16 protein-coding genes are annotated in these 17,616 nt (G+C 71.4%); 3 read left to right on the plus strand and 13 right to left on the minus strand.

Features of this window, described 5'->3' with window-relative positions; all coding sequences use genetic code 11:
• The 13 genes from COGEMETH_RS01400 to COGEMETH_RS01460 all read right to left on the minus strand — a co-directional run.
• Positions 1 to 350, minus strand: a 350-nt coding sequence (locus tag COGEMETH_RS01400; protein ID WP_238180834.1) for a UCP034077 family protein, incomplete at its 3' end; no start/stop codon positions are given.
• A gap of 15 nt (positions 351 to 365) precedes the next feature.
• Positions 366 to 917, minus strand: a complete 552-nt coding sequence (locus tag COGEMETH_RS01405; RefSeq protein ID WP_238180835.1) for a peptidylprolyl isomerase — start codon at positions 915 to 917, stop codon at positions 366 to 368.
• A gap of 30 nt (positions 918 to 947) precedes the next feature.
• A complete protein-coding gene (gene coaD, locus COGEMETH_RS01410) occupies positions 948 to 1,451 on the minus strand; it encodes a pantetheine-phosphate adenylyltransferase (protein ID WP_238180836.1) in 504 nt (167 codons plus the stop codon).
• Between the two features lie 243 nt (positions 1,452 to 1,694).
• The gene (locus COGEMETH_RS01415) at positions 1,695 to 2,528 is read right to left on the minus strand and encodes an outer membrane protein (protein ID WP_238180865.1); all 834 of its coding nucleotides are present in this window, start codon (positions 2,526 to 2,528) and stop codon (positions 1,695 to 1,697) included.
• A 260-nt stretch (positions 2,529 to 2,788) separates the two neighbouring features.
• On the minus strand, positions 2,789 to 5,539 hold the full coding sequence (gene gyrA, locus COGEMETH_RS01420) for a DNA gyrase subunit A (protein ID WP_283214945.1): 2,751 nt from the start codon (positions 5,537 to 5,539) through the stop codon (positions 2,789 to 2,791).
• A 165-nt stretch (positions 5,540 to 5,704) separates the two neighbouring features.
• Complete coding sequence (locus tag COGEMETH_RS01425) at positions 5,705 to 6,256, minus strand: RBBP9/YdeN family alpha/beta hydrolase (protein ID WP_238180837.1); 552 nt, start codon at positions 6,254 to 6,256, stop codon at positions 5,705 to 5,707.
• A 42-nt stretch (positions 6,257 to 6,298) separates the two neighbouring features.
• Entirely contained in the window at positions 6,299 to 7,369 is a 1,071-nt protein-coding gene (locus COGEMETH_RS01430; protein ID WP_238180838.1) for an apurinic/apyrimidinic endonuclease family protein, read from the minus strand.
• Positions 7,370 to 7,408: 39 nt separating this feature from the next.
• Positions 7,409 to 8,425, minus strand: a complete 1,017-nt coding sequence (locus COGEMETH_RS01435; protein WP_238180839.1) for a 5-oxoprolinase subunit C family protein — start codon at positions 8,423 to 8,425, stop codon at positions 7,409 to 7,411.
• Positions 8,422 to 9,141, minus strand: a complete 720-nt coding sequence (gene pxpB, locus COGEMETH_RS01440; RefSeq protein ID WP_238180840.1) for a 5-oxoprolinase subunit PxpB — start codon at positions 9,139 to 9,141, stop codon at positions 8,422 to 8,424. Before pxpB ends, COGEMETH_RS01435 begins: the two co-directional genes overlap by 4 nt.
• A 140-nt stretch (positions 9,142 to 9,281) precedes the next feature.
• Positions 9,282 to 10,100 (minus strand): hypothetical protein, encoded by an 819-nt coding sequence (locus tag COGEMETH_RS01445; protein WP_238180841.1) that lies wholly within the window; start codon positions 10,098 to 10,100, stop codon positions 9,282 to 9,284.
• 75 nt (positions 10,101 to 10,175) lie between these two features.
• The gene (locus COGEMETH_RS01450) at positions 10,176 to 10,544 is read right to left on the minus strand and encodes a DUF3618 domain-containing protein (protein WP_238180867.1); all 369 of its coding nucleotides are present in this window, start codon (positions 10,542 to 10,544) and stop codon (positions 10,176 to 10,178) included.
• Between the two features lie 5 nt (positions 10,545 to 10,549).
• Complete coding sequence (locus COGEMETH_RS01455) at positions 10,550 to 10,969, minus strand: phage holin family protein (protein ID WP_238180842.1); 420 nt, start codon at positions 10,967 to 10,969, stop codon at positions 10,550 to 10,552.
• Positions 10,970 to 10,978: 9 nt separating this feature from the next.
• Positions 10,979 to 11,479, minus strand: coding sequence for a hypothetical protein (locus COGEMETH_RS01460; RefSeq protein ID WP_238180843.1), 501 nt, complete (start codon positions 11,477 to 11,479; stop codon positions 10,979 to 10,981).
• A 398-nt stretch (positions 11,480 to 11,877) separates the two neighbouring features.
• Between COGEMETH_RS01460 and COGEMETH_RS01465 the strand changes: the two genes are divergently transcribed.
• The 3 genes from COGEMETH_RS01465 to treZ all read left to right on the plus strand — a co-directional run bounded on the left by COGEMETH_RS01465 (position 11,878) and on the right by treZ (position 17,386).
• Positions 11,878 to 13,299 (plus strand): alpha,alpha-trehalose-phosphate synthase (UDP-forming), encoded by a 1,422-nt coding sequence (locus COGEMETH_RS01465; protein WP_238180844.1) that lies wholly within the window; start codon positions 11,878 to 11,880, stop codon positions 13,297 to 13,299.
• A gap of 34 nt (positions 13,300 to 13,333) precedes the next feature.
• On the plus strand, positions 13,334 to 15,439 hold the full coding sequence (gene glgX, locus COGEMETH_RS01470; protein ID WP_238180845.1) for a glycogen debranching protein GlgX: 2,106 nt from the start codon (positions 13,334 to 13,336) through the stop codon (positions 15,437 to 15,439).
• A gap of 141 nt (positions 15,440 to 15,580) precedes the next feature.
• Complete coding sequence (treZ, locus tag COGEMETH_RS01475; RefSeq protein WP_238180846.1) at positions 15,581 to 17,386, plus strand: malto-oligosyltrehalose trehalohydrolase; 1,806 nt, start codon at positions 15,581 to 15,583, stop codon at positions 17,384 to 17,386.
• Positions 17,387 to 17,616: the final 230 nt, after the last annotated feature.

The following is a 17,616-nucleotide window of genomic DNA, read 5'->3' on the forward strand; positions in this document are numbered from 1 at the left end:
GCCTCGCGCGCGGCCCGGAAAAGGCTGGCCCGCAGGCGCCCCGCGGCACCCGTGCCGAAGGTGATGCGCGGCGGCCCGATCAGGGAACCGTCCCGCCGGAGCGCAAACCGCGCCGTCGCCTGCGCCGTCCTATCGAGCCCGGCAGGCGTCCGCCAGCAGGCGGCGAGCACCGGATAGAGGGCGGCCAGCGTATCGGCGGGGCCGGCCGGCTCCGCCTCCAGCGGCACCGCGACCGTGCCGCGCAGGGTCTGCGGCAGGCTCAAGGGGTAGCCCGGACCGCCATCATAGGAGGCCCGCGCCGCGGGCGCCAGGACGAGGGCCGGCAGGAGTACGGCCCACGCCCCGCGCATCCGCGTCCGCCGGCCTTACTTGGCCTTGTCGGCCATCTGCATCTTCACGATCTTGTCGGGGTTCTGCACTGCCCCGCCCTGCGAGCCGGCGGGCGCCTTCTTGATCTTGTCCACGACCGCCATCCCGTCCGAGACGAGGCCGACCACGGTGTACTGGCCGTTGAGGAAGGACGGATCGCCGAGGCAGATGAAGAACTGCGAGTTGGCCGAGTTCGGATCGGACGAGCGCGCCATGCCGAGCGTCCCGCGGCGGAACGGGGACGAGGAGAACTCGGCCGGGATGTCGGGCAGGCTGGAGCCGCCGGTGCCGTTGCCCTTCGGGTCGCCGGTCTGGGCCATGAAGCCATCCATGACCCGATGGAACTTGAGGCCGTTGTAGAAGCCCTGGTTGATCAGGGTCTTCAGCTGCTTGACGTGCTTGGGCGCGAGGTCCGGCCGCAGCTCGATGGTGACGCGCCCGTCCTTGGTGTCGAGGTAGACGGTGTTCTCGTCGGCCGCGCGCGCGGCGTTCGAGGCGCCGAGCCCGAAGGCCAGGGCGAGGGCGAGGACGGCGTTGCGGCGGTTCATGGATGGTCTCCTGGGTGTGGTGTCGGTGGGTCAGCGCTGTCCGGCAAAACGCGCGGCCAGCCGCGCGGCCACCTGCGGCGGCACGAAGGGCGAGACGTCCCCGCCCATGGCCGCGATCTGCCGCACCAACGTGGCGGTGATCGGCCGGACCTGGATCGAGGCCGGCAGGAACACCGTCTGCACCTCCGGCGCCATGGCGCCGTTCATGCCGGCGAGCTGCATCTCGTAGTCGAGGTCGGTGCCGTCGCGCAGGCCCCGGATGAACAGGCTGGCGCCGCAGCGCCGCGCCGCCGAGACGGCGAGGTCGTCGAAGGTGACGACCTCCAGGTCCGTCCCCTCGGCCTGCGCCAGGGGCCCGCAGGTCTCGGCGAGCAGCGCGGCCCGCTCGGCGGCGTCGAACAGGGGCGCCTTGCCCGGATGCACGCCGATGGCGAGCACCAGCCGCGGCACCAGGCGGCAGGCCTGGCGCACCACGTCGAGGTGGCCGTTCGTGACCGGATCGAAGGAGCCGGCATAGAGGGCGGTGCGGGTCATCGCCCGACGCCCTAGAGGATTTTTGCGGGCAACGGAACCGGGCCGGGGGGCCAAACCGCCCATCCCCGGCCGGCACGGATGCGAAAAAGGCGGGCGCCCGGTGGGGCACCCGCCTTGGTCTCGTGTCGAGCGGAACCGATCCTGGAGCCGTGCCCGGCCACGTTGGGTCGGGTCGCGGCTCCAGGTCTTCGTTTCGACGCGCACTTTCACGACGAACCGGTATCCGTTTCGTCGGAGTGCGCTCTAGTAGGTGCCGAACTTGTAGTTGATGCCGGCCCGCGCGATGCTGCCCTCGGTCTGGAAGCGGGCGTTGTAGCCGACGCCCGGCGTGCCGGCCGGGCCGACGTTGGCGACGAACAGGTTGCGGCTGCCGAGGTCGTAGCGGAGGTACTCGCCCTTCACCGTCACGGCGCTGGCGCGGAAGAAGTTCAGGAAGGACTCGGTCGGCAGGGCGAACTCGATGCCGCCGCCATAGGCGTAGCCGGTCTCGATGGAGGAGCGCGAACCGGCATAGGTCACCGGCGCGCCGGTGCGGAAGCTGACGCTCTGGGTCACGTCGCCGTAGGCGAAGCCGCCGGTGCCGTAGACCAGGACGCGGTCGAAGGCGTAGCCGATCCGGCCGCGCACGGTGCCCAGGAAGCCGAGTTCCGTCCGGTAGCTGTTGGTCAGCACGTTCGGGTTCAAGACGGGGTTGAAGATCGCCTCGGTCCGGGTGCGCTGCAGGTCGGTGTACTGCGCGTCGGCCTCGACGCCGACGACGATGCCGCTGCCCGGCGTGAACTGGACGTTGTACCCGGCCTGGCCACCCGCCGAGAAACCCTCCTGCGAGACCACCACGTTCGGGCGGCGCAGGTTGTTGTTCACGTTGCCCTGAAGGGCGCCGATACCCGTCGTGCGGATCGTGTCGCTCTCGGTGAAGGCGTAGCCGGCGTTCACGCCAAGGTAGAAGCCCGTCCAGGTGAAGACCGGGACCGGCGTGAAGACCGGCGGCGGGGCGCGGCGGGGCAGGTCGGCGGCCAACACCGTGCCGGAGAGGAGCGCCGTGGCGGCGGTGGCGAGGAGGAACGTCTTCATGATGGTCGCGACCCCGATGTCCGTATCGTTGGCGCGACCATTACCCTTTACTTGACGCCTAGCCTATGTCCTGAAAGCAACACCCCGACCGGATCAGACGAGAGGCCGATCTAGACTTCCTACGTCCGAAAGCATCCGCTAATCCGCGATCTTTTGTTTAGGCGGCGAGATTTTCATCGGCGGCCCGCGAGATCCGCGCGGGACGGCATGGGCGGTCCCGGCCGGAGACCGGGGCATGCCCGTCTCCGGCCACCCCGGCCCGCTCAGACGGTCTCGGCTGCGGTCTCGTCTTCGGGCCCGGTCTCGTCCTCGCCGACGATGTGCTCGACCGAGACGACCTTCTCGGCCTTGTCCGTGTTGAACACCGTCACCCCCTGCGAGGCGCGGCCGACGATGCGGATGTCGTCCACCGGGACCCGGATGAGCTGGCCGCCGTCCGTGACCAGCATGATCTGGTCGGAGGGCTCCACCGGGAAGGAGGCCACGAGGCTGCCGTTGCGGGGGTTGACCCGCATGGCGGTGATGCCCTTGCCGCCCCGGTTCGAGGTCCGGTACTCGAAGGAGGACGAGCGCTTGCCGTAGCCGCGCTCGGACAGCGTGAGCACGAACTGCTCGGCCGCGCTCATCTCGTTGTAGCGCTCCAGCGAGACGGCGCTCGCCTCGCCGACGCCCTCCTCGGCGTCCGGCGTCTCGGCAGCGTCGCCCTCGCCCTGGTCGCCGATGACGGCGCGGCGCATCTTCATGTAGCCCGCCCGCTCCTCGGGGCTCGCGTCGAAGGCGTTGAGGATCGTCATCGAGATGACGCGGTCGCCCTTGGCGAGGCTGATGCCGCGCACGCCCGTGGAATCGCGGCCCTTGAACACGCGCACGTCCTCGACGGGGAAGCGGATGCACTGGCCGGCCGCGGTGGTCAGCAGCACGTTCTGCTCGGGCCGGCAGATCTCGACATGGACGATGTGGTCGCCCGGATCGAGCTTCATCGCGATCTTGCCGTTGCGGTTCACCTGCACGAAGTCGGAGAGCTTGTTGCGCCGCACGCCGCCGCTGGCGGTGGCGAACATCACGTCCAGCGTCTCCCAGGAGGCTTCGTCCTCGGGCAGCGGCATGATGGTGGTGATGCGCTCGGCGTTGTCCTGGAGCTGGAGGATGTTGACCAGCGCCTTGCCCCGCGCGTTCGGCGCGGCCATGGGCAGGCGCCAGACCTTCTCTTTGTAGGCCTGCCCCTGGCTGGAGAAGAACAGCACCGGCGTGTGCGTGGAGGCCACGAACAGGCGGGTGACGAAATCCTCGTCGCGGGTCGCCATGCCGGAGCGGCCCTTGCCGCCGCGGCGCTGGGCCCGGTAGGTCGAGAGCGGCACCCGCTTGACGTAGCCGGCGTGGCTGACGGTGACGACCATGTCCTCGCGCTGGATGAGGTCCTCGTCGTCCACGCTCGAATCGTAGTCGAGGATCACGGTGCGCCGGGGCGTGGCGAACTGCGTACGCACCTCGGCCAGCTCGTCCTTGACGATGGCCTGGATGCGCTCCCGCGAGCGCAGGATGTCGAGGAAGTCGGCGATCTCGTCGGCCAGGGCCTTCAGCTCGTCGCCGACCTCGTCGCGGCCGAGCGCCGTGAGGCGCTGCAGGCGCAGGTCGAGGATGGCGCGGGCCTGCACCTCGGAGAGGCGATAGGTGCCGTCCTCCTTCACCCGGTGGCGCGGGTCGTCGACCAGCGCGATCAGGGGCGCGATGTCGTGGGCCGGCCAGTCGCGGGCCATCAGGGCCTCGCGGGCGGTGTTGGGGTCCGGCGAGGTGCGGATCAGGCGGATCACCTCGTCGATGTTGGCGACCGCGATGGCGAGGCCGCACAGGACGTGGGCGCGCTCCCGCGCCTTGCCGAGCAGGAACTTGGTGCGCCGGGAGACGACCTCCTCGCGAAAGTCCACGAAGGCCGTGAGCAGGTCCTTCAGGTTCATCAGCTCGGGGCGGCCGCCGTTCAGGGCGACCATGTTGCAGCCGAAGGAGGATTGCAGCGGCGTGAAGCGGTAGAGCTGGTTGAGCACCACCTCGGCCATGGCGTCGCGCTTGATCTCGACCACGACGCGCATGCCGTCGCGGTCGGATTCGTCGCGCAGGTCCGAGATGCCCTCGACGCGCTTCTCCTTGACCAGCTCGGCGATCTTCTCGACGAGCGTGGCCTTGTTCACCTGATACGGGATCTCGGTGAAGATCAGGGCCTCGCGCTCCTTGCGCAGCTCCTCCACGTGGGACTTGGCCCGCATGATGATCGAGCCGCGGCCCGTGGCGTAGGCGAGCCGCGTGCCGGCCCGGCCGAGGATCGAGCCGCCGGTGGGGAAATCGGGACCGGGCACGATCTCGGTGAGTTGCTCGATGGTCAGCCCCGGATCGTCGATCAGCGCGATGCAGGCGTCGATCAGTTCGCCCAGGTTGTGGGGCGGGATGTTGGTGGCCATGCCCACCGCGATGCCGCCCGCGCCGTTGGCGAGCAGGTTCGGGAACCGGGCCGGGAGGACGGTGGGCTCTTCGCGGGACTCGTCGTAGTTGGGCTGGAAGTCGACGGTGTTCTTGTCGATGTCGGCCAGCAGCGCGTTGGCGGGCTTGGCCAGCCGCGATTCGGTGTAGCGCATGGCCGCCGGCGGATCGCCGTCGACCGACCCGAAATTGCCCTGCCCGTCGATGAGCATCAGGCGCATGGAGAAGTCCTGCGCCATCCGCACCAGGGCGTCGTAGATCGATTGGTCGCCGTGCGGGTGGTAGAGGCCGATCACGTCGCCGACGATGCGGGCGGACTTGACGTATTTGCGCTCGGGCAGGTGCCCGGACTCGAAGGCCGAGTAGAGGATGCGCCGGTGCACCGGCTTGAGGCCGTCGCGGGCATCGGGCAGCGCCCGCGAGACGATCACGCTCATGGCGTAATCGAGGTAGGAGCGGCGCATCTCGTCGGTGATGGAGACGGGGCGGATGTCGCTGGCGGGCGGCGGCGCGGGGGCCCCCGGATCGTCTTTATTGGCCAAGGTGCTGTTCCGTATGGCGAAAACCCCGCGTCCGGGGCGTGCCGTCACTGCCGCGGAGCGCGGGATGCCGCGGGTGCGGCTGCGTCCGGGAAGACCTGTGATATCAGGTGGTTAATTAATCCCGCCCGAACGCGCACGCAAGCGCGGCGGGCGGATGGAGACCGTTCAGAGGTTCTTCATGAAGCCGGCGAGCCGCATCAGTCCCTCCGGCCAGGGCCCGTGCCCGCTCGCCACGTTGATGTGGCCCGATTCGCCCGCATCCACGAGGGCCGCGCCCCAGGCATAGGCGAAGTCCTCGGCGCGCTCGTAGGCGCAGTAGGGATCGGTGCGGCTCGCCACCACCAGCGACGGGAAGGGCAGGGGATCGCGCGGGATCGGCGCGAAGGCGCGCACGCTCTCGGGCAGGCCGGGGGCACGCTCGATGTCGGGCAACGCCACGAAGACGGCGCCCCGCACCACGCCCTCCGCGAAGGACGGCACGGCCTCGACGGCGGCCACCACGCCGAGGCTGTGGGCGATCAGGATCACGGGCCGGGTCGCCGCCGCGACGGCCTGCGCGATCCGCCCGCACCAGGCCGCGGGGGTCGGCTCATGCCAGTCGTCCTGCTCCACGATGCGGCCCGTGGACAGGCGGCCGGCCCAGCGGGCCTGCCAGTGCTCCTCCTCGGAGCCGGAGAGCCCGGGCAGGATCAGGATGTCGCAATCGGCCGTCTTCATGGCTGTTGACTAACGCCTCGGGCGGGAGGCGTCGAGGCGGGTTCACGCGGCCGCGAGCGACGGGAGCGCCCGCGTGACGTGCCGGGCGATGGCGACCGAGGCGAGGTTCTTGGCCTTCGCCTCGATCTCGAAATCCGCCCAGGCGAGGTGGCGAGCGACGAGGTCGTTGACCGCCCGGTTCCACATCCCGTCGGAATGGGCGGCCAGGTCCCGCCAGGAATGGCCGGCCGCGCGCAGGGCCTGGAAGTCGGGCAGGGCGCCGGCATCGCAATCGGCCATCACCGCCTCCCGCGAGACGCTGATATGGGCCACCGGCCGCACCCCGCGCCAGGATTGCCGGATGCGCGCGATCCGGGGATCGTCGGGCTCCATGTAGGTGCCGCCGCTCTCGACCCAGTGGTGGTGCAGGTCGAGCACCACCGGCACGGTCTCGGCGAGCATCAGCACCGCGTCGATGCCGAAGCTGTTCTCGTCGTTCTCCACGGTGACGAGGTCGCGGGCGATGCGGCTCACCCGCGGCAGGGTCTCGCGGAAGCCCGCCACGCCCGGGTCGCGGGCGCCGACATGGATGTTGATGTGGGCGCCATGCGGGTGCCAGCCGCCGCCATAGCCCATCAGGTCCATGAGTTCGGCGTGGTAGTCGAGTTCCGCGATGCCGTTGGCCAGGGCATCGGGGTTGCGGCTCGCCAGCAGGCAGAACGGGCCGGGATGGAAGCTGAGGCGCACGCCGAGGGTCCGCGCCCGCGCGCCGATGGCGGCGAGCCCCGTCTCGATCGCATCCTTCAGGGACGCGTCGGCATAGGCGGCCCGCGCCACCGGGTGGGTGTAGCCGGGCAGGACGTTGCTCGCGATGCGCAGGAGCCGCTCCAGGGGCGGCCGGGCGCCGACCCATTCGATCTGGCGCCCGAGCGCGGCGAGGTTGTGGGTGACGATGCCCGTGAGCTTGGCCTGCCGCGCGGCCGGGCCGAGGCGCCCGAGATGGGCCATGGTCACGCTCGTCAGGTTCATGGCGAGTGCGGCTTCGGCTGCGGCCTTCAGGGTCTTGTGGGTGCCCTCCGGCTCGTCGAGGACGAACTTGCAGCAGAAGCCGAGGCGGGGTGACTCATCACGCATGGGGCGACAACGCGAACCGTCGCGATTCGAGCCACGCCGTCAGTCGGACAGGGCGTCCACCACGTTGCCGGCGACGTTGGCGGACAGCAGACGTTCGTCAGCCGAGAGCACCGGCCGCAGGGCGTCGGGCAGGGCCGCGACCAGGCGGCCGCGGGCGCGGGCGACGGCGACCGCCTCGTCGAGGCCGATGGCGCGGAAGCGGACCGTCTCCCCCGGCCGGCGCTGGGCGATGCGGCGCAGGTCGGCCGAGATCACCGTGGCGATCTTCGGGTAGCCGCCCGTGGTCTGGCGGTCGGCCATCAGCACGATGGGCCGCCCGTTGCCCGGCACCTGGATCGAGCCGGCAACGGTGGCGTCGGAGACGACGTTGAAGCCGGTCGGCCCGTGGGCGATCGCGGGCCCGTCGAGCTGGTAGCCCATGCGGTCGGCCCGGTTCGAGACCGTGAAGGCCGCCCCCGTCAGCGTGGCGAGGCCGGCCTCCGGGAACAGGTCGCCTTGCGGCCCGAGGACGATGCGGACCGGCTCGCCGGGGTCGAGGGACAGGGCGTCGAGGCAGCGCTCGGGCCGGGTATCTGCGGCACCCGGCAGGGGCAGGCGGTCGCCGGCCCGCAGGCCGCGCCCGTCCACGCCGCCGAGCGCCGCGCGCAGGTGGAGCGCCCGGCTGCCCAGGGCCTCGGGCAGATCGAACCCGCCCTGAACCGCGAGGCAGGCGAACAGGCCGGCCTTCGGGGGCGTGAGCGCCAGCGTCTCGCCTGCGTGCAGGGTGAAGGCGCGGTGGTCGGCCACCGGCTCCCCGTCGATGCGCAGGCCGAAGGGCGCTCCGGCGAGCGCCAGGCGGACCGGGCCGCCCTCGGCCCGGAAGCGCCCGCCGGCGAGCGCCATCTCGATCGCCACCGTGCCCGGCGGGTTGCCGGCCAGCACGTTGGCGGCGGCGAACGCCAGCGCGTCCATCGGTCCCGAGGGCGAGAGTCCCTGGCGCTGGTAGCCCCGCCGGCCGGCATCCTGGAGGCTGGTGGCCGCGCCGCAATCGAGGACGTGGAGGTGGACGCCGCTCATGGCGCGACCCGTTCTGCCACGATCTCGCCCGCCGCCGCGGCCCGGTCGAGTTCGCCCCAGCGGCTCTCCGGGATCGGCTCGAACCGGACGGTGTCGCCGGGCTCGAACAGGAAGACCGGATCGCGCCCCGGCTTGAAGCTGCGCACGGGGGTGCGGCCGAGGAGGTGCCAGCCGCTGGGCGCCGCGATGCTGGCCACCAGCGCCTGCGGGCCGCCGATCGAGATCGTGCCGGCGGGCGTCACCGGCCGCGGCGCGGGCCGGCGCGACAGGGCCAGCCGCGGATCGAGGCCGCCGAGATAGGCGTAGCCCGGCAGGAAGCCGATCATGAAGATGCGGTAGTCCGGCGCCGAATGCCGGGCGATCACCTCCTCGGCCGTGATGCCGTGGTGGGCGGCGACCCCTTCGAGATCGATCCCGAAATCCCCGCCATAGACCACCGGAATCCGCCAGTGCCGCCGGCCCGCCTCGGCCGCGCTGTCGGCATCCGCGAGGCGCAGGACGGCGGCGCCCGTCTCGGCCGGGTCGGCGGCGAGGGGATCGAGATGCACGGTCAGGGATCGGTAGGTCGGCACCGTCTCGAGGACGCCGGGCAGTCCTGCGGCCAGCACGCGGGCCTCCAGGGCCAGCACGGCGGCGTTGACGCCGGCATCGATGGCGTCGCCGAACTCGACGGTGAAGGCGGTGTCGCCGCAGGGGAGGAGGCGGGGGTCTGGCATGGGCGTCGGAAGGCGGGGCGCTGTCCCGACGATGACGCATTCGCCGCGCGCGCGCCATACGCCGTCGATCCCGGGTCGACGCACGAAAAAGGCGGCATCCGGGGATGCCGCCTGTTCGACCGATCGCCGGAGCGGCCGGGTCAGAGCCGGTGCGCGGTCCGCTCGCCCTCGGGGGGCACCGGCATCGGCTCGTCGGCGGACTTGCGGACTGCCGCATTGAGGTTGTCCGGATCGAGGGCGGTCTGCACGAAGTCCCGGCCGCGGCTGGTGAATTCGCGGGCGTAGCGCAGGCCTTGGCCGCGGACCTCGTCGGCGATCGGCCCGATGTTCTGGTCCTCCTGCTTGGTGCGGGGCAGCAGCGCCCCGAGGAGGAGGCCCGCCGCCACGCCGACGACGCCGACGAGGAGGGGGTTCTCGGTCACGAACTGCTCGACCGCGCTGCGGCCCCGGTTCAGCCCGTCGACGCCGCGGTCGGCCAGGTCGTCGATGCGGCGCAGGTTCTGCCTGTGGACGTCGGAGGCCCAGCCCCTGGCGTCGTCCAGGGCGGCGGAGGCGCGCCTGCGCGCGTCGTCGGCCGCGCCGCCGATCCGGTCCTGGATGTCGTCGGCGATCCCCGAGGCGTGGTCGCGCGCCCGCTTGGCGATCTCGTCCAGGTCGTCGAGGCCGACGCCGGCGGCGTTCGGCGGCAACTCGGCAGCCGTCCCGTGCGGATCGAGGTTCGCGCGGGCCAGGGGATCGCGGCTGCCGGTCGGATCGGGGCGCAGGGTGAAGTCGCTCGCCCGATCGTGCGGGTCGAGGTGCGAGGCCCCGATCGGGTCGTGCTCGCCCTTCGGGTCGGGGCGCAGGGTGAACTCGCCCGAGCGCGCGTGCGGATCCAGGCGGGCCTCGTCGGCGGGGCTTCGTCCGATCCCGGAGGCCGATGTGGGGGCCGCACCGGTGCTGTCTTTGGTCTCGCTCATGGCCTGCTCCTCGGAACTCTGGCGGAGCGGCCGAACACGCGACCGCCCTCGTTGTCGATGGTGTGGAGACGACGCCTAGAGACGCGTCTCCTCGACCGGCGCATGCGCGGGCGCGCCGGTCGGCCTGTCGGGGTCGTAGGTGCGGGCGGCACCCGTGTTGAGCACCGGCACGCGCTCGGCCGAGACGTGGGTGCGCTTGCGCTCCGCCTCCTGCGACATGCGGTGCACCAGCCAGCCGACGCCCGCGGCGATCAGCAGGACGGGGACGGGGTTGCGCCGCACGGCCTCCAGGGCACCGTCGTAGGTGCCGCTGAGCGGCGTGCGCCGGGCGTTGCCGAGCATCTCGTCCACGAGGCTCGTCACCGACAGGCGGCCCTGGATGCGGTCGATGGTCTCGTCGAGCCGGGCCCGGCTCTCCTCGATGTCCCGCTCCAACTCGTTCATCGAACTCATCCGGACACACGCTCCGACAGGGCACGGGCATCCTGGCGGACCTGGCGCGTGGTGCGCGTGGGAGCCAGGGTCGAGAGGGACAGGGCGTTGCGGGCGACCAGCGCCATGACGACCGCCAGGACGAGCAGCACGCCGCCGACGATCAGCGCCGAGAGCCACTCGGAGCCGACGATGGTGGCGAGCCACTTCACGAAGGCGCCGATCAGCACGAGCAGCGCCACCACCGCGAAGACCGCGGAGGAGACCATGCAGGCCAATCCGATGATGAGCGAGCGCACGTTGCTCGCCATCTCGGCGCGGAACAGGGCGATCTCCTTGCGGGCGAGCTCGTTGGTCTCGCGCAGGGCATCGCCCAGCAGGCTCTGGATGCTCGACGGCTGGCCGCCGGGCGGGGGAGGGGCGCTGCCTTGGGACATCGCCATCCCTCAGGCGCGGAAGCCGTCGCGCGCGTCGCCGTCCGGCGGCAGGCTCGACGACTTGATGAAGCGGGCGGCCAGGAGCCCGACCACGAAGGTGCCGACCGCGACCGCCACCGGCGCGCGGCGGGCGAAGGCTTCCGCCTCGCCGTAGAAGTCGCCGAAGCTGCGCTTCTCGATGGTGCCGCCGAGCTGTTCCAGCCCATCGGCCGCGCTGTCGAAGAACGCCTTGATGTTGGGCTTGTCGTCCATGTCGCGCCCGGAGGTGCGGAGCGTCCGGGCGAGGTCGTGGACCGACTGGGCCGCGTCGTTCTTGCGGCGCTCCACGTAATCCTGCGCCTGGAGCCGGGCGGCGTCGATCAGGCCGCGCCCCTGGGCGGCGGCCACGTCGGCCAGCCCTTCCACGTCGCCCTTGAGCCCGCGCCACTCGGCACGGTCGTCGGCCGGCCGTTCGCCGGGAGGGGCGTCGGTCTGCCCCGGCAGCGGGTTGGGAAACTCGGAGACGGCCATGTCGGGACTTCCTCGCACGCGAAAACGGGGCATGTTCGGCTGTGTAACATTCCCCGCCGTCGCCGGTTCCGGTCCCGTTTCCGCCGCCCGCGCGCTTCGCCTCGGCATCGGCCAAGCTCAGCCGCCGTTCAGCTTCGCGGCGGCAGCTTGCGCGCGGGCCTGGGATCGGGCGGGGGATCGGGCCGGGACGCCATGCGGAGCGCGCACGTGGACGATGCGGCCTGGAGGACAGCCTCGGTATTTCGTCGTGAGCGGCCGGGCCCTGCGTCTTGACCCGCGCGGGTCAAACGCGCTTGGCTGGCGGCGACGGATCGCGCCAGGCTTCCGCGCGTTCTCGGTAGGAAATGTTGAGATTGGGCGCGGCTGCGCCTGCGCGCTGGTGATCCGGAGCCGTCTTCGTGGCACGCCTTGTGATCGTATCGAACCGCGTGGCGGTTCCGGAAGAGGGTGGGAAGGCGGTGGCCGCGGGCGGCCTCGCCGTCGCCGTGAAGGAGGCGTTCACCGCCTACGAGGGGCTCTGGTTCGGCTGGAGCGGCAACATCGTCGACGACCCCTCCGAGGAGCCGACCCTGATCGACCGGGGCCGGGTGCAGTACGCGGTGGTCGACCTCTCGCCGCAGGACCACAAGGAATATTACGCCGGCTTCGCCAACCGGGCGCTGTGGCCGATCATGCATTACCGGCTCGGGCTGGGCACCTTCTCCCGGTCCGACTATTCCGGCTACAGCCGCGTCAACCGCATCTTCGCCCGGGCGCTGGCCAAGCTCGTCGCGCCCGACGACATCATCTGGGTGCACGACTACCACCTGCTGCCGCTGGCCGCCGAGCTGCGCGGCCTCGGGCTCTCGAACCCGATCGGCTACTTCCACCACATCCCGTGGCCGGCGGCCGACGTGTTCAACTCCCTGCCCGCGAGCGGCGAGTTGCTGCGCGCCATCGTGGATTACGACCTGATCGGCCTGCAGACCGACCCGGACGTGCACAACCTCCAGCGCAACCTGATCGATTCCCTGCGCGCGATCCCGCTCGGCGGCGGCTCGCTGATGGTGGACGGGCGCCGCACGCGCATCCGCAGCTTCCCGATCGGCATCGACGTGGACGGCTTCAAGGACGCGGCCGAGAAGGCCGGTTCCAACAAGGTGGTGCGCGAGACCATCGCGGGCCTGCGCACCCGCAAGCTCATCATCGGCGTCGACCGGCTGGACTATTCCAAGGGCGTGCCCGAGCGCATGCACGGGGTGGAGCGCTTCTTCGCCTCGAACCCGGACCAGCGCGGCAACGTCACCTACATCCAGATCACGCCCAAATCCCGCAGCGAGGTGCCGGAATACGAGCAGCTCTCCCGCGAGGTGAACGAGACGGTGGGCGAGATCAACGGAGCCCTCGGCGACCCCGCCTGGACGCCGATCCAGTACGTCACCAAGGCCTATCCGCGCCCGGTGCTCGCCGGGCTCTACCGGGCGGCCCGGGTCGGCCTCGTCACGCCGATGCGCGACGGCATGAACCTGGTGGCCAAGGAATACGTCGTCGCCCAGAGCGAGGAGGACCCCGGCGTCCTGGTGCTGTCGAAGTTCGCCGGCGCGGCACGCCAATTGCCGGAGGCCATCCTGGTCAACCCCTACGACAGCTTCGAGGTCGCCGAGGCGATCCGCACCGCGCTGTACATGCCGCGCGGCGAACGCCTGGATCGCTGGAAGCCGATGGTCGAGCGCATGACCCGCGAGGACGTGGATTGGTGGGCGCGCAACTTCCTGTCGGAACTCGAGAACTTCCGCACCGTCGAGCGCGAGCCGCCGACCGCGGCGGCAGCCGCCGAATAGGTCCCGCCGCACCTCCGTCCGGCGGATTCCGCCCATGATCGCCGTCGACGACGGCGTGCCCGCACCGCTCGGCGCGCATTTCGACGGGCGCGGCGTCAACTTCGGGCTGTTCTCCGAGCACGCGACCGCGGTCGACCTCTGCCTGTTCGAGCCGGGCGAGCGGCACGAGACGCGCACGATCCGGCTGCCCTGCCGCAGCGACGACGTCTGGCACGGCTACCTGCGCGGCGTGCTGCCGGGGCAGCTCTACGGCTACCGGGTGCACGGCCCCTGGGACCCGGCCCGCGGCCACCGCTTCAACGCCTCGAAGCTGGTGCTCGACCCCTACGCCCGCGAGATCCGCGGCCGCATCCGCTGGCACGACGCCCTCTACGGCTATCGCCGCGGCCTGCAGCGCGAGGACCAGATCGACCGCCGCGACAGCGCGGTCTACATGCCGAAATCCGTCGTCACCGCCCCGGAGGTGCCCAACCTCGCCCTCCAGCCGGTGCGCCGGCCCCTCTCCGAGACGGTGATCTACGAGGCGCACGTCAAGGCGCTGACGATGACCCATCCGGACGTGCCGGAGGCCGAGCGCGGCACCTACGCGGCCCTGGCGCACCCGGCCATCGTCGAGCACCTGTGGAAGCTCGGGGTGACGGCGCTGGAACTGCTGCCGATCCAGGCCTTCGCCGACGATCGCTTCCTGGTCGAGAAGGGCCTCGTCAACTTCTGGGGCTACTCGCCGCTGGGCTACTTCGCCCCCGATCCGCGCTACCTCGGGGAGGGCGGGCTCGGCGGCCTCAAGGCGGCGATCCGGGAACTGAACGCGGCCGGCATCGAGACCATCCTCGACGTGGTCTACAACCACACGGCGGAGGCCGACCACACCGGGCCGACGCTGTGCTTCCGCGGCATCGACAACGCCAGCTACTACAAGCTCGACCCCGCCGATCCCCGCCGGGAGGTCGACTGCACCGGCTGCGGCAACACCTTCGACGTGTCGCACCCGCGCGTGATGCAGCTCGTGCTCGATTCGCTGCGCCACTGGGTCACCGCCTACGGCATCGCCGGGTTCCGCTTCGACCTCGCCTCAAGCCTGGGCCGGGCGCCCATGGACTTCTCCCCGCAGGCCGCCTTCTTCCAGGCGGTGGCGCAGGACCCGGTGCTCGCCCGCGTGAAGATGATCGCCGAGCCCTGGGACATCGGCGCGGGCGGCTATCGCCTCGGCGGCTATCCCCGCGGCTGGAGCGAGTGGAACGACCAGTTCCGCGACGCCGCCCGCGGCTTCTGGCGCGGGGACCGGGGGCAGCTCGCCAGGCTGACCCAGGGCCTGACGGGCTCGCGCGAGGTCTTCGGCCCGTCCGGCCGCTCGCCGCTGGCCAGCGTCAACTTCGCGGCCAGCCACGACGGCTACACGCTGGCCGACGTGGTCGCCTACGAGCAGAAGCACAACGCGGCCAACGGCGAGGACAACCGCGACGGCCACGGCCACAACCTCTCGCGCAATTACGGCGTCGAGGGCGACACGGACGACCCCGCGATCCTGGCGCTGCGCCACCGCCAGAAGCGCAACCTGCTCGCCACCGTGATGCTGGCGCAGGGCGTGCCGATGCTGCTGATGGGCGACGAGCGCTCGCGCAGCCAGGGCGGCAACAACAACGCCTATTGCCAGGACAACCCGACGAGCTGGATGGACTGGATCTCCGATCCGGACCCGACGCTCACGCCCTTCGTCGCCAACCTGATGCGGCTGCGGCGCGAGCAGCCGGCGTTGCGCCGCCGCGACTTCTTCAACGGCGCCCTGATCGACCCGGACGAGCCGCTGCGCGACGTGCACTGGCTCTCGCCGGACGGCGGGGAGATGGACGGCGGCGCCTGGGCCGACGACGAGCGGCTCTGCTTCGGCATGCAGATCGGCAACGACGGCGTCGAGGGGGACCGGCTGCTGGTGCTGTTCAACGCGGGCGAGGGCGAATGCGCCTTTCGGCTCACCCGCGTGATCGGCGGCCCCTGGCGGCCGGTGTTCGACACCGCCCTGGAGACCGGTGCGGTCGCCGCCTTCGCGCAGGGGTATGAAGAGGGCGCGGAGATCCGGCGCCCGCCACGCTCGGTCGCGGTCTTCGTCTGTCCGACCGGCACGGCACCCGGCGCGGCCTGAGGCAGGCTTCCGGCGATCGGGCGTTTTTGGGAGGCACACTTACGCTGCGGTGCGGGAACCGGATTGCTCCGCTTGGCCTTCTGTCAGGAGCGCGGGCCGTCGGGCCCGCACGAGACTCCCGAAATCGAGGATGGTGGCCCGATGCGGCGCAGCCACGAGATGGCCTTCGGCAGCGAGATCACGGATGCGGGCGTGCGCTTCGCCCTCTGGGCGCCGACCGCGACGGACGTGACCCTGGTGGTCGACGGCGCCGACCACCCGATCCCCGAGGCGGGCGAGGGCTGGCGCCGGGCGACGCTGCCGGGCGTGCGGGCCGGCGCCCGCTACGGCTTCCGCATCGACGGCGACCTCATGGTCCCCGACCCCGCCTCCCGCTTCCAGCCCGACGACGTCTCGGGCCTGAGCGAGGTGGTCGACCCCAAGGCCTTCGCCTGGAGCGACGGCGCCTGGACGGGCCGGCCCTTCGAGGAGGCGGTGATCTACGAGGCCCATGTCGGGACGGTCACTCCCGAGGGCACCTATGCCGGGCTGGCGAAGCGCCTCGGCGACCTGCGCGACCTCGGCGTCACGGCGATCGAGCTGCTGCCGCTGGCCGACTTCAAGGGCACGCGCAACTGGGGCTACGACGGCGTGCAGCCCTTCGCGCCGGACGCCGCCTACGGCCGCCCGGACGACCTCAAGCGCCTGATCGACACGGCCCATTCCCTCGGGCTGATGGTCTACCTCGACGCGGTCTACAACCACTTCGGCCCGGCCGGGAACTACCTCCACACCTACGCCCGGACCTTCTTCACGGAGCGCCACCAGACCCCGTGGGGGGCCGGCATCAACTTCGACGGCGAGGAGAGTGGCCACACGGTCCGCCAGTTCTTCATCCAGAACGCCCTGTACTGGCTGGAGGAGTACCATTTCGACGGCCTGCGCTTCGATGCCGTCCACGCGATCCTCGATGATTCCGAGACGCACTTCCTGGCCGAACTCGGCGAGACGGTGCGGAAGACCTTCCCAGGGCGCCACGTCCACCTGATGCTGGAGAACGAGGCCAACCAGGCCCGCTGGCTGGAGCGAAACGCCGCCGGCAGCCCGCTGATGCACGATGCGCAATGGGCGGACGACCTGCACCATTGCTGGCACGTCCTGCTCACGGGCGAGAGCGCCGGCTACTACGAGAGCTTCGCCGACAAGCCGGTGGAGCGCCTCGCCCGCTGCCTCGCGGAAGGGTTCGCCTACCAGGGCGAGCCGTTCAAGACCCTGGGCGACCACCCCCGCGGCGAGCCCTCCGCCCACCTGCCGCCCTCGGCCTTCGTCACTTTCCTCCAGAACCACGACCAGGTCGGTAACCGGGCGCTCGGGGAGCGCCTGAGCGCGCTGGCCGACCCGAAGCGGCTCGACCTCGCGCGGGCCGGGCTGCTGCTGGCGCCCCAGATCCCGATGCTGTGGATGGGCGAGGAATGGTCGGCCTCGACGCCGTTCCTGTTCTTCGTGGACTTCGCCCCGGACGAAGAGCTGAACAAGGCGGTGCGCGAGGGCCGCCGCCGCGAGTTCAAGAGCTTTGCCGCCTTCGCCGACGACACCTCGGTGATCCCCGATCCGACCGAGGCGAAGACGTTTACGGATTCCAAGCTCGACTGGTCGGAGCGGGAGCGCTCCCCCCACCGGGAGGTGCTCGCCGAGACCACCCGCCTGCTCGCCCTGCGCCGCGACGTGGTGGTGCCGCTGGCCAAGTCCGGCTATCGCGGCGCCGAGGCGGCGCTGCCGCGGCCGGACGTGGTCGATTGCACCTGGCGCTTCGAGGCCGGCACCCTGCGCTTCGTCGCCAATGTCGGGACGGGCGAATTTTCGCCCGCGACCGGCGGCGAGCGGGTGGTCTGGACCAACGCGCCCGATGGGACCGGGGGCGCGCTGCCGGCATGGACCGGCGTCTTTTTCACGGGCCCGGCCCGGTGAGTGGTGCCGTGCCGGAGGATTGCAGGATCGGTCTCCGTTCCGGAACGCGCGTCCCTCCCCCCTCTGCGGGGGAGGGTGGGCCTCGCGTCAGCGAGGGTCGGGAGAGGGGAGCGGCGCGTCCGGATACGGCGCTCCCCTCTCCCGACTTAGCTCGCGGGCCACCCTCTCCCGCAGGGGGGAGAGGGAAACGCCCGCACCGGGTCCGCCCAACGTCGCGGACTATCAAGATC

This window comes from Methylobacterium trifolii, from assembly GCF_022179685.1.
GTDB classification, from domain to species: domain Bacteria; phylum Pseudomonadota; class Alphaproteobacteria; order Rhizobiales; family Beijerinckiaceae; genus Methylobacterium; species Methylobacterium trifolii.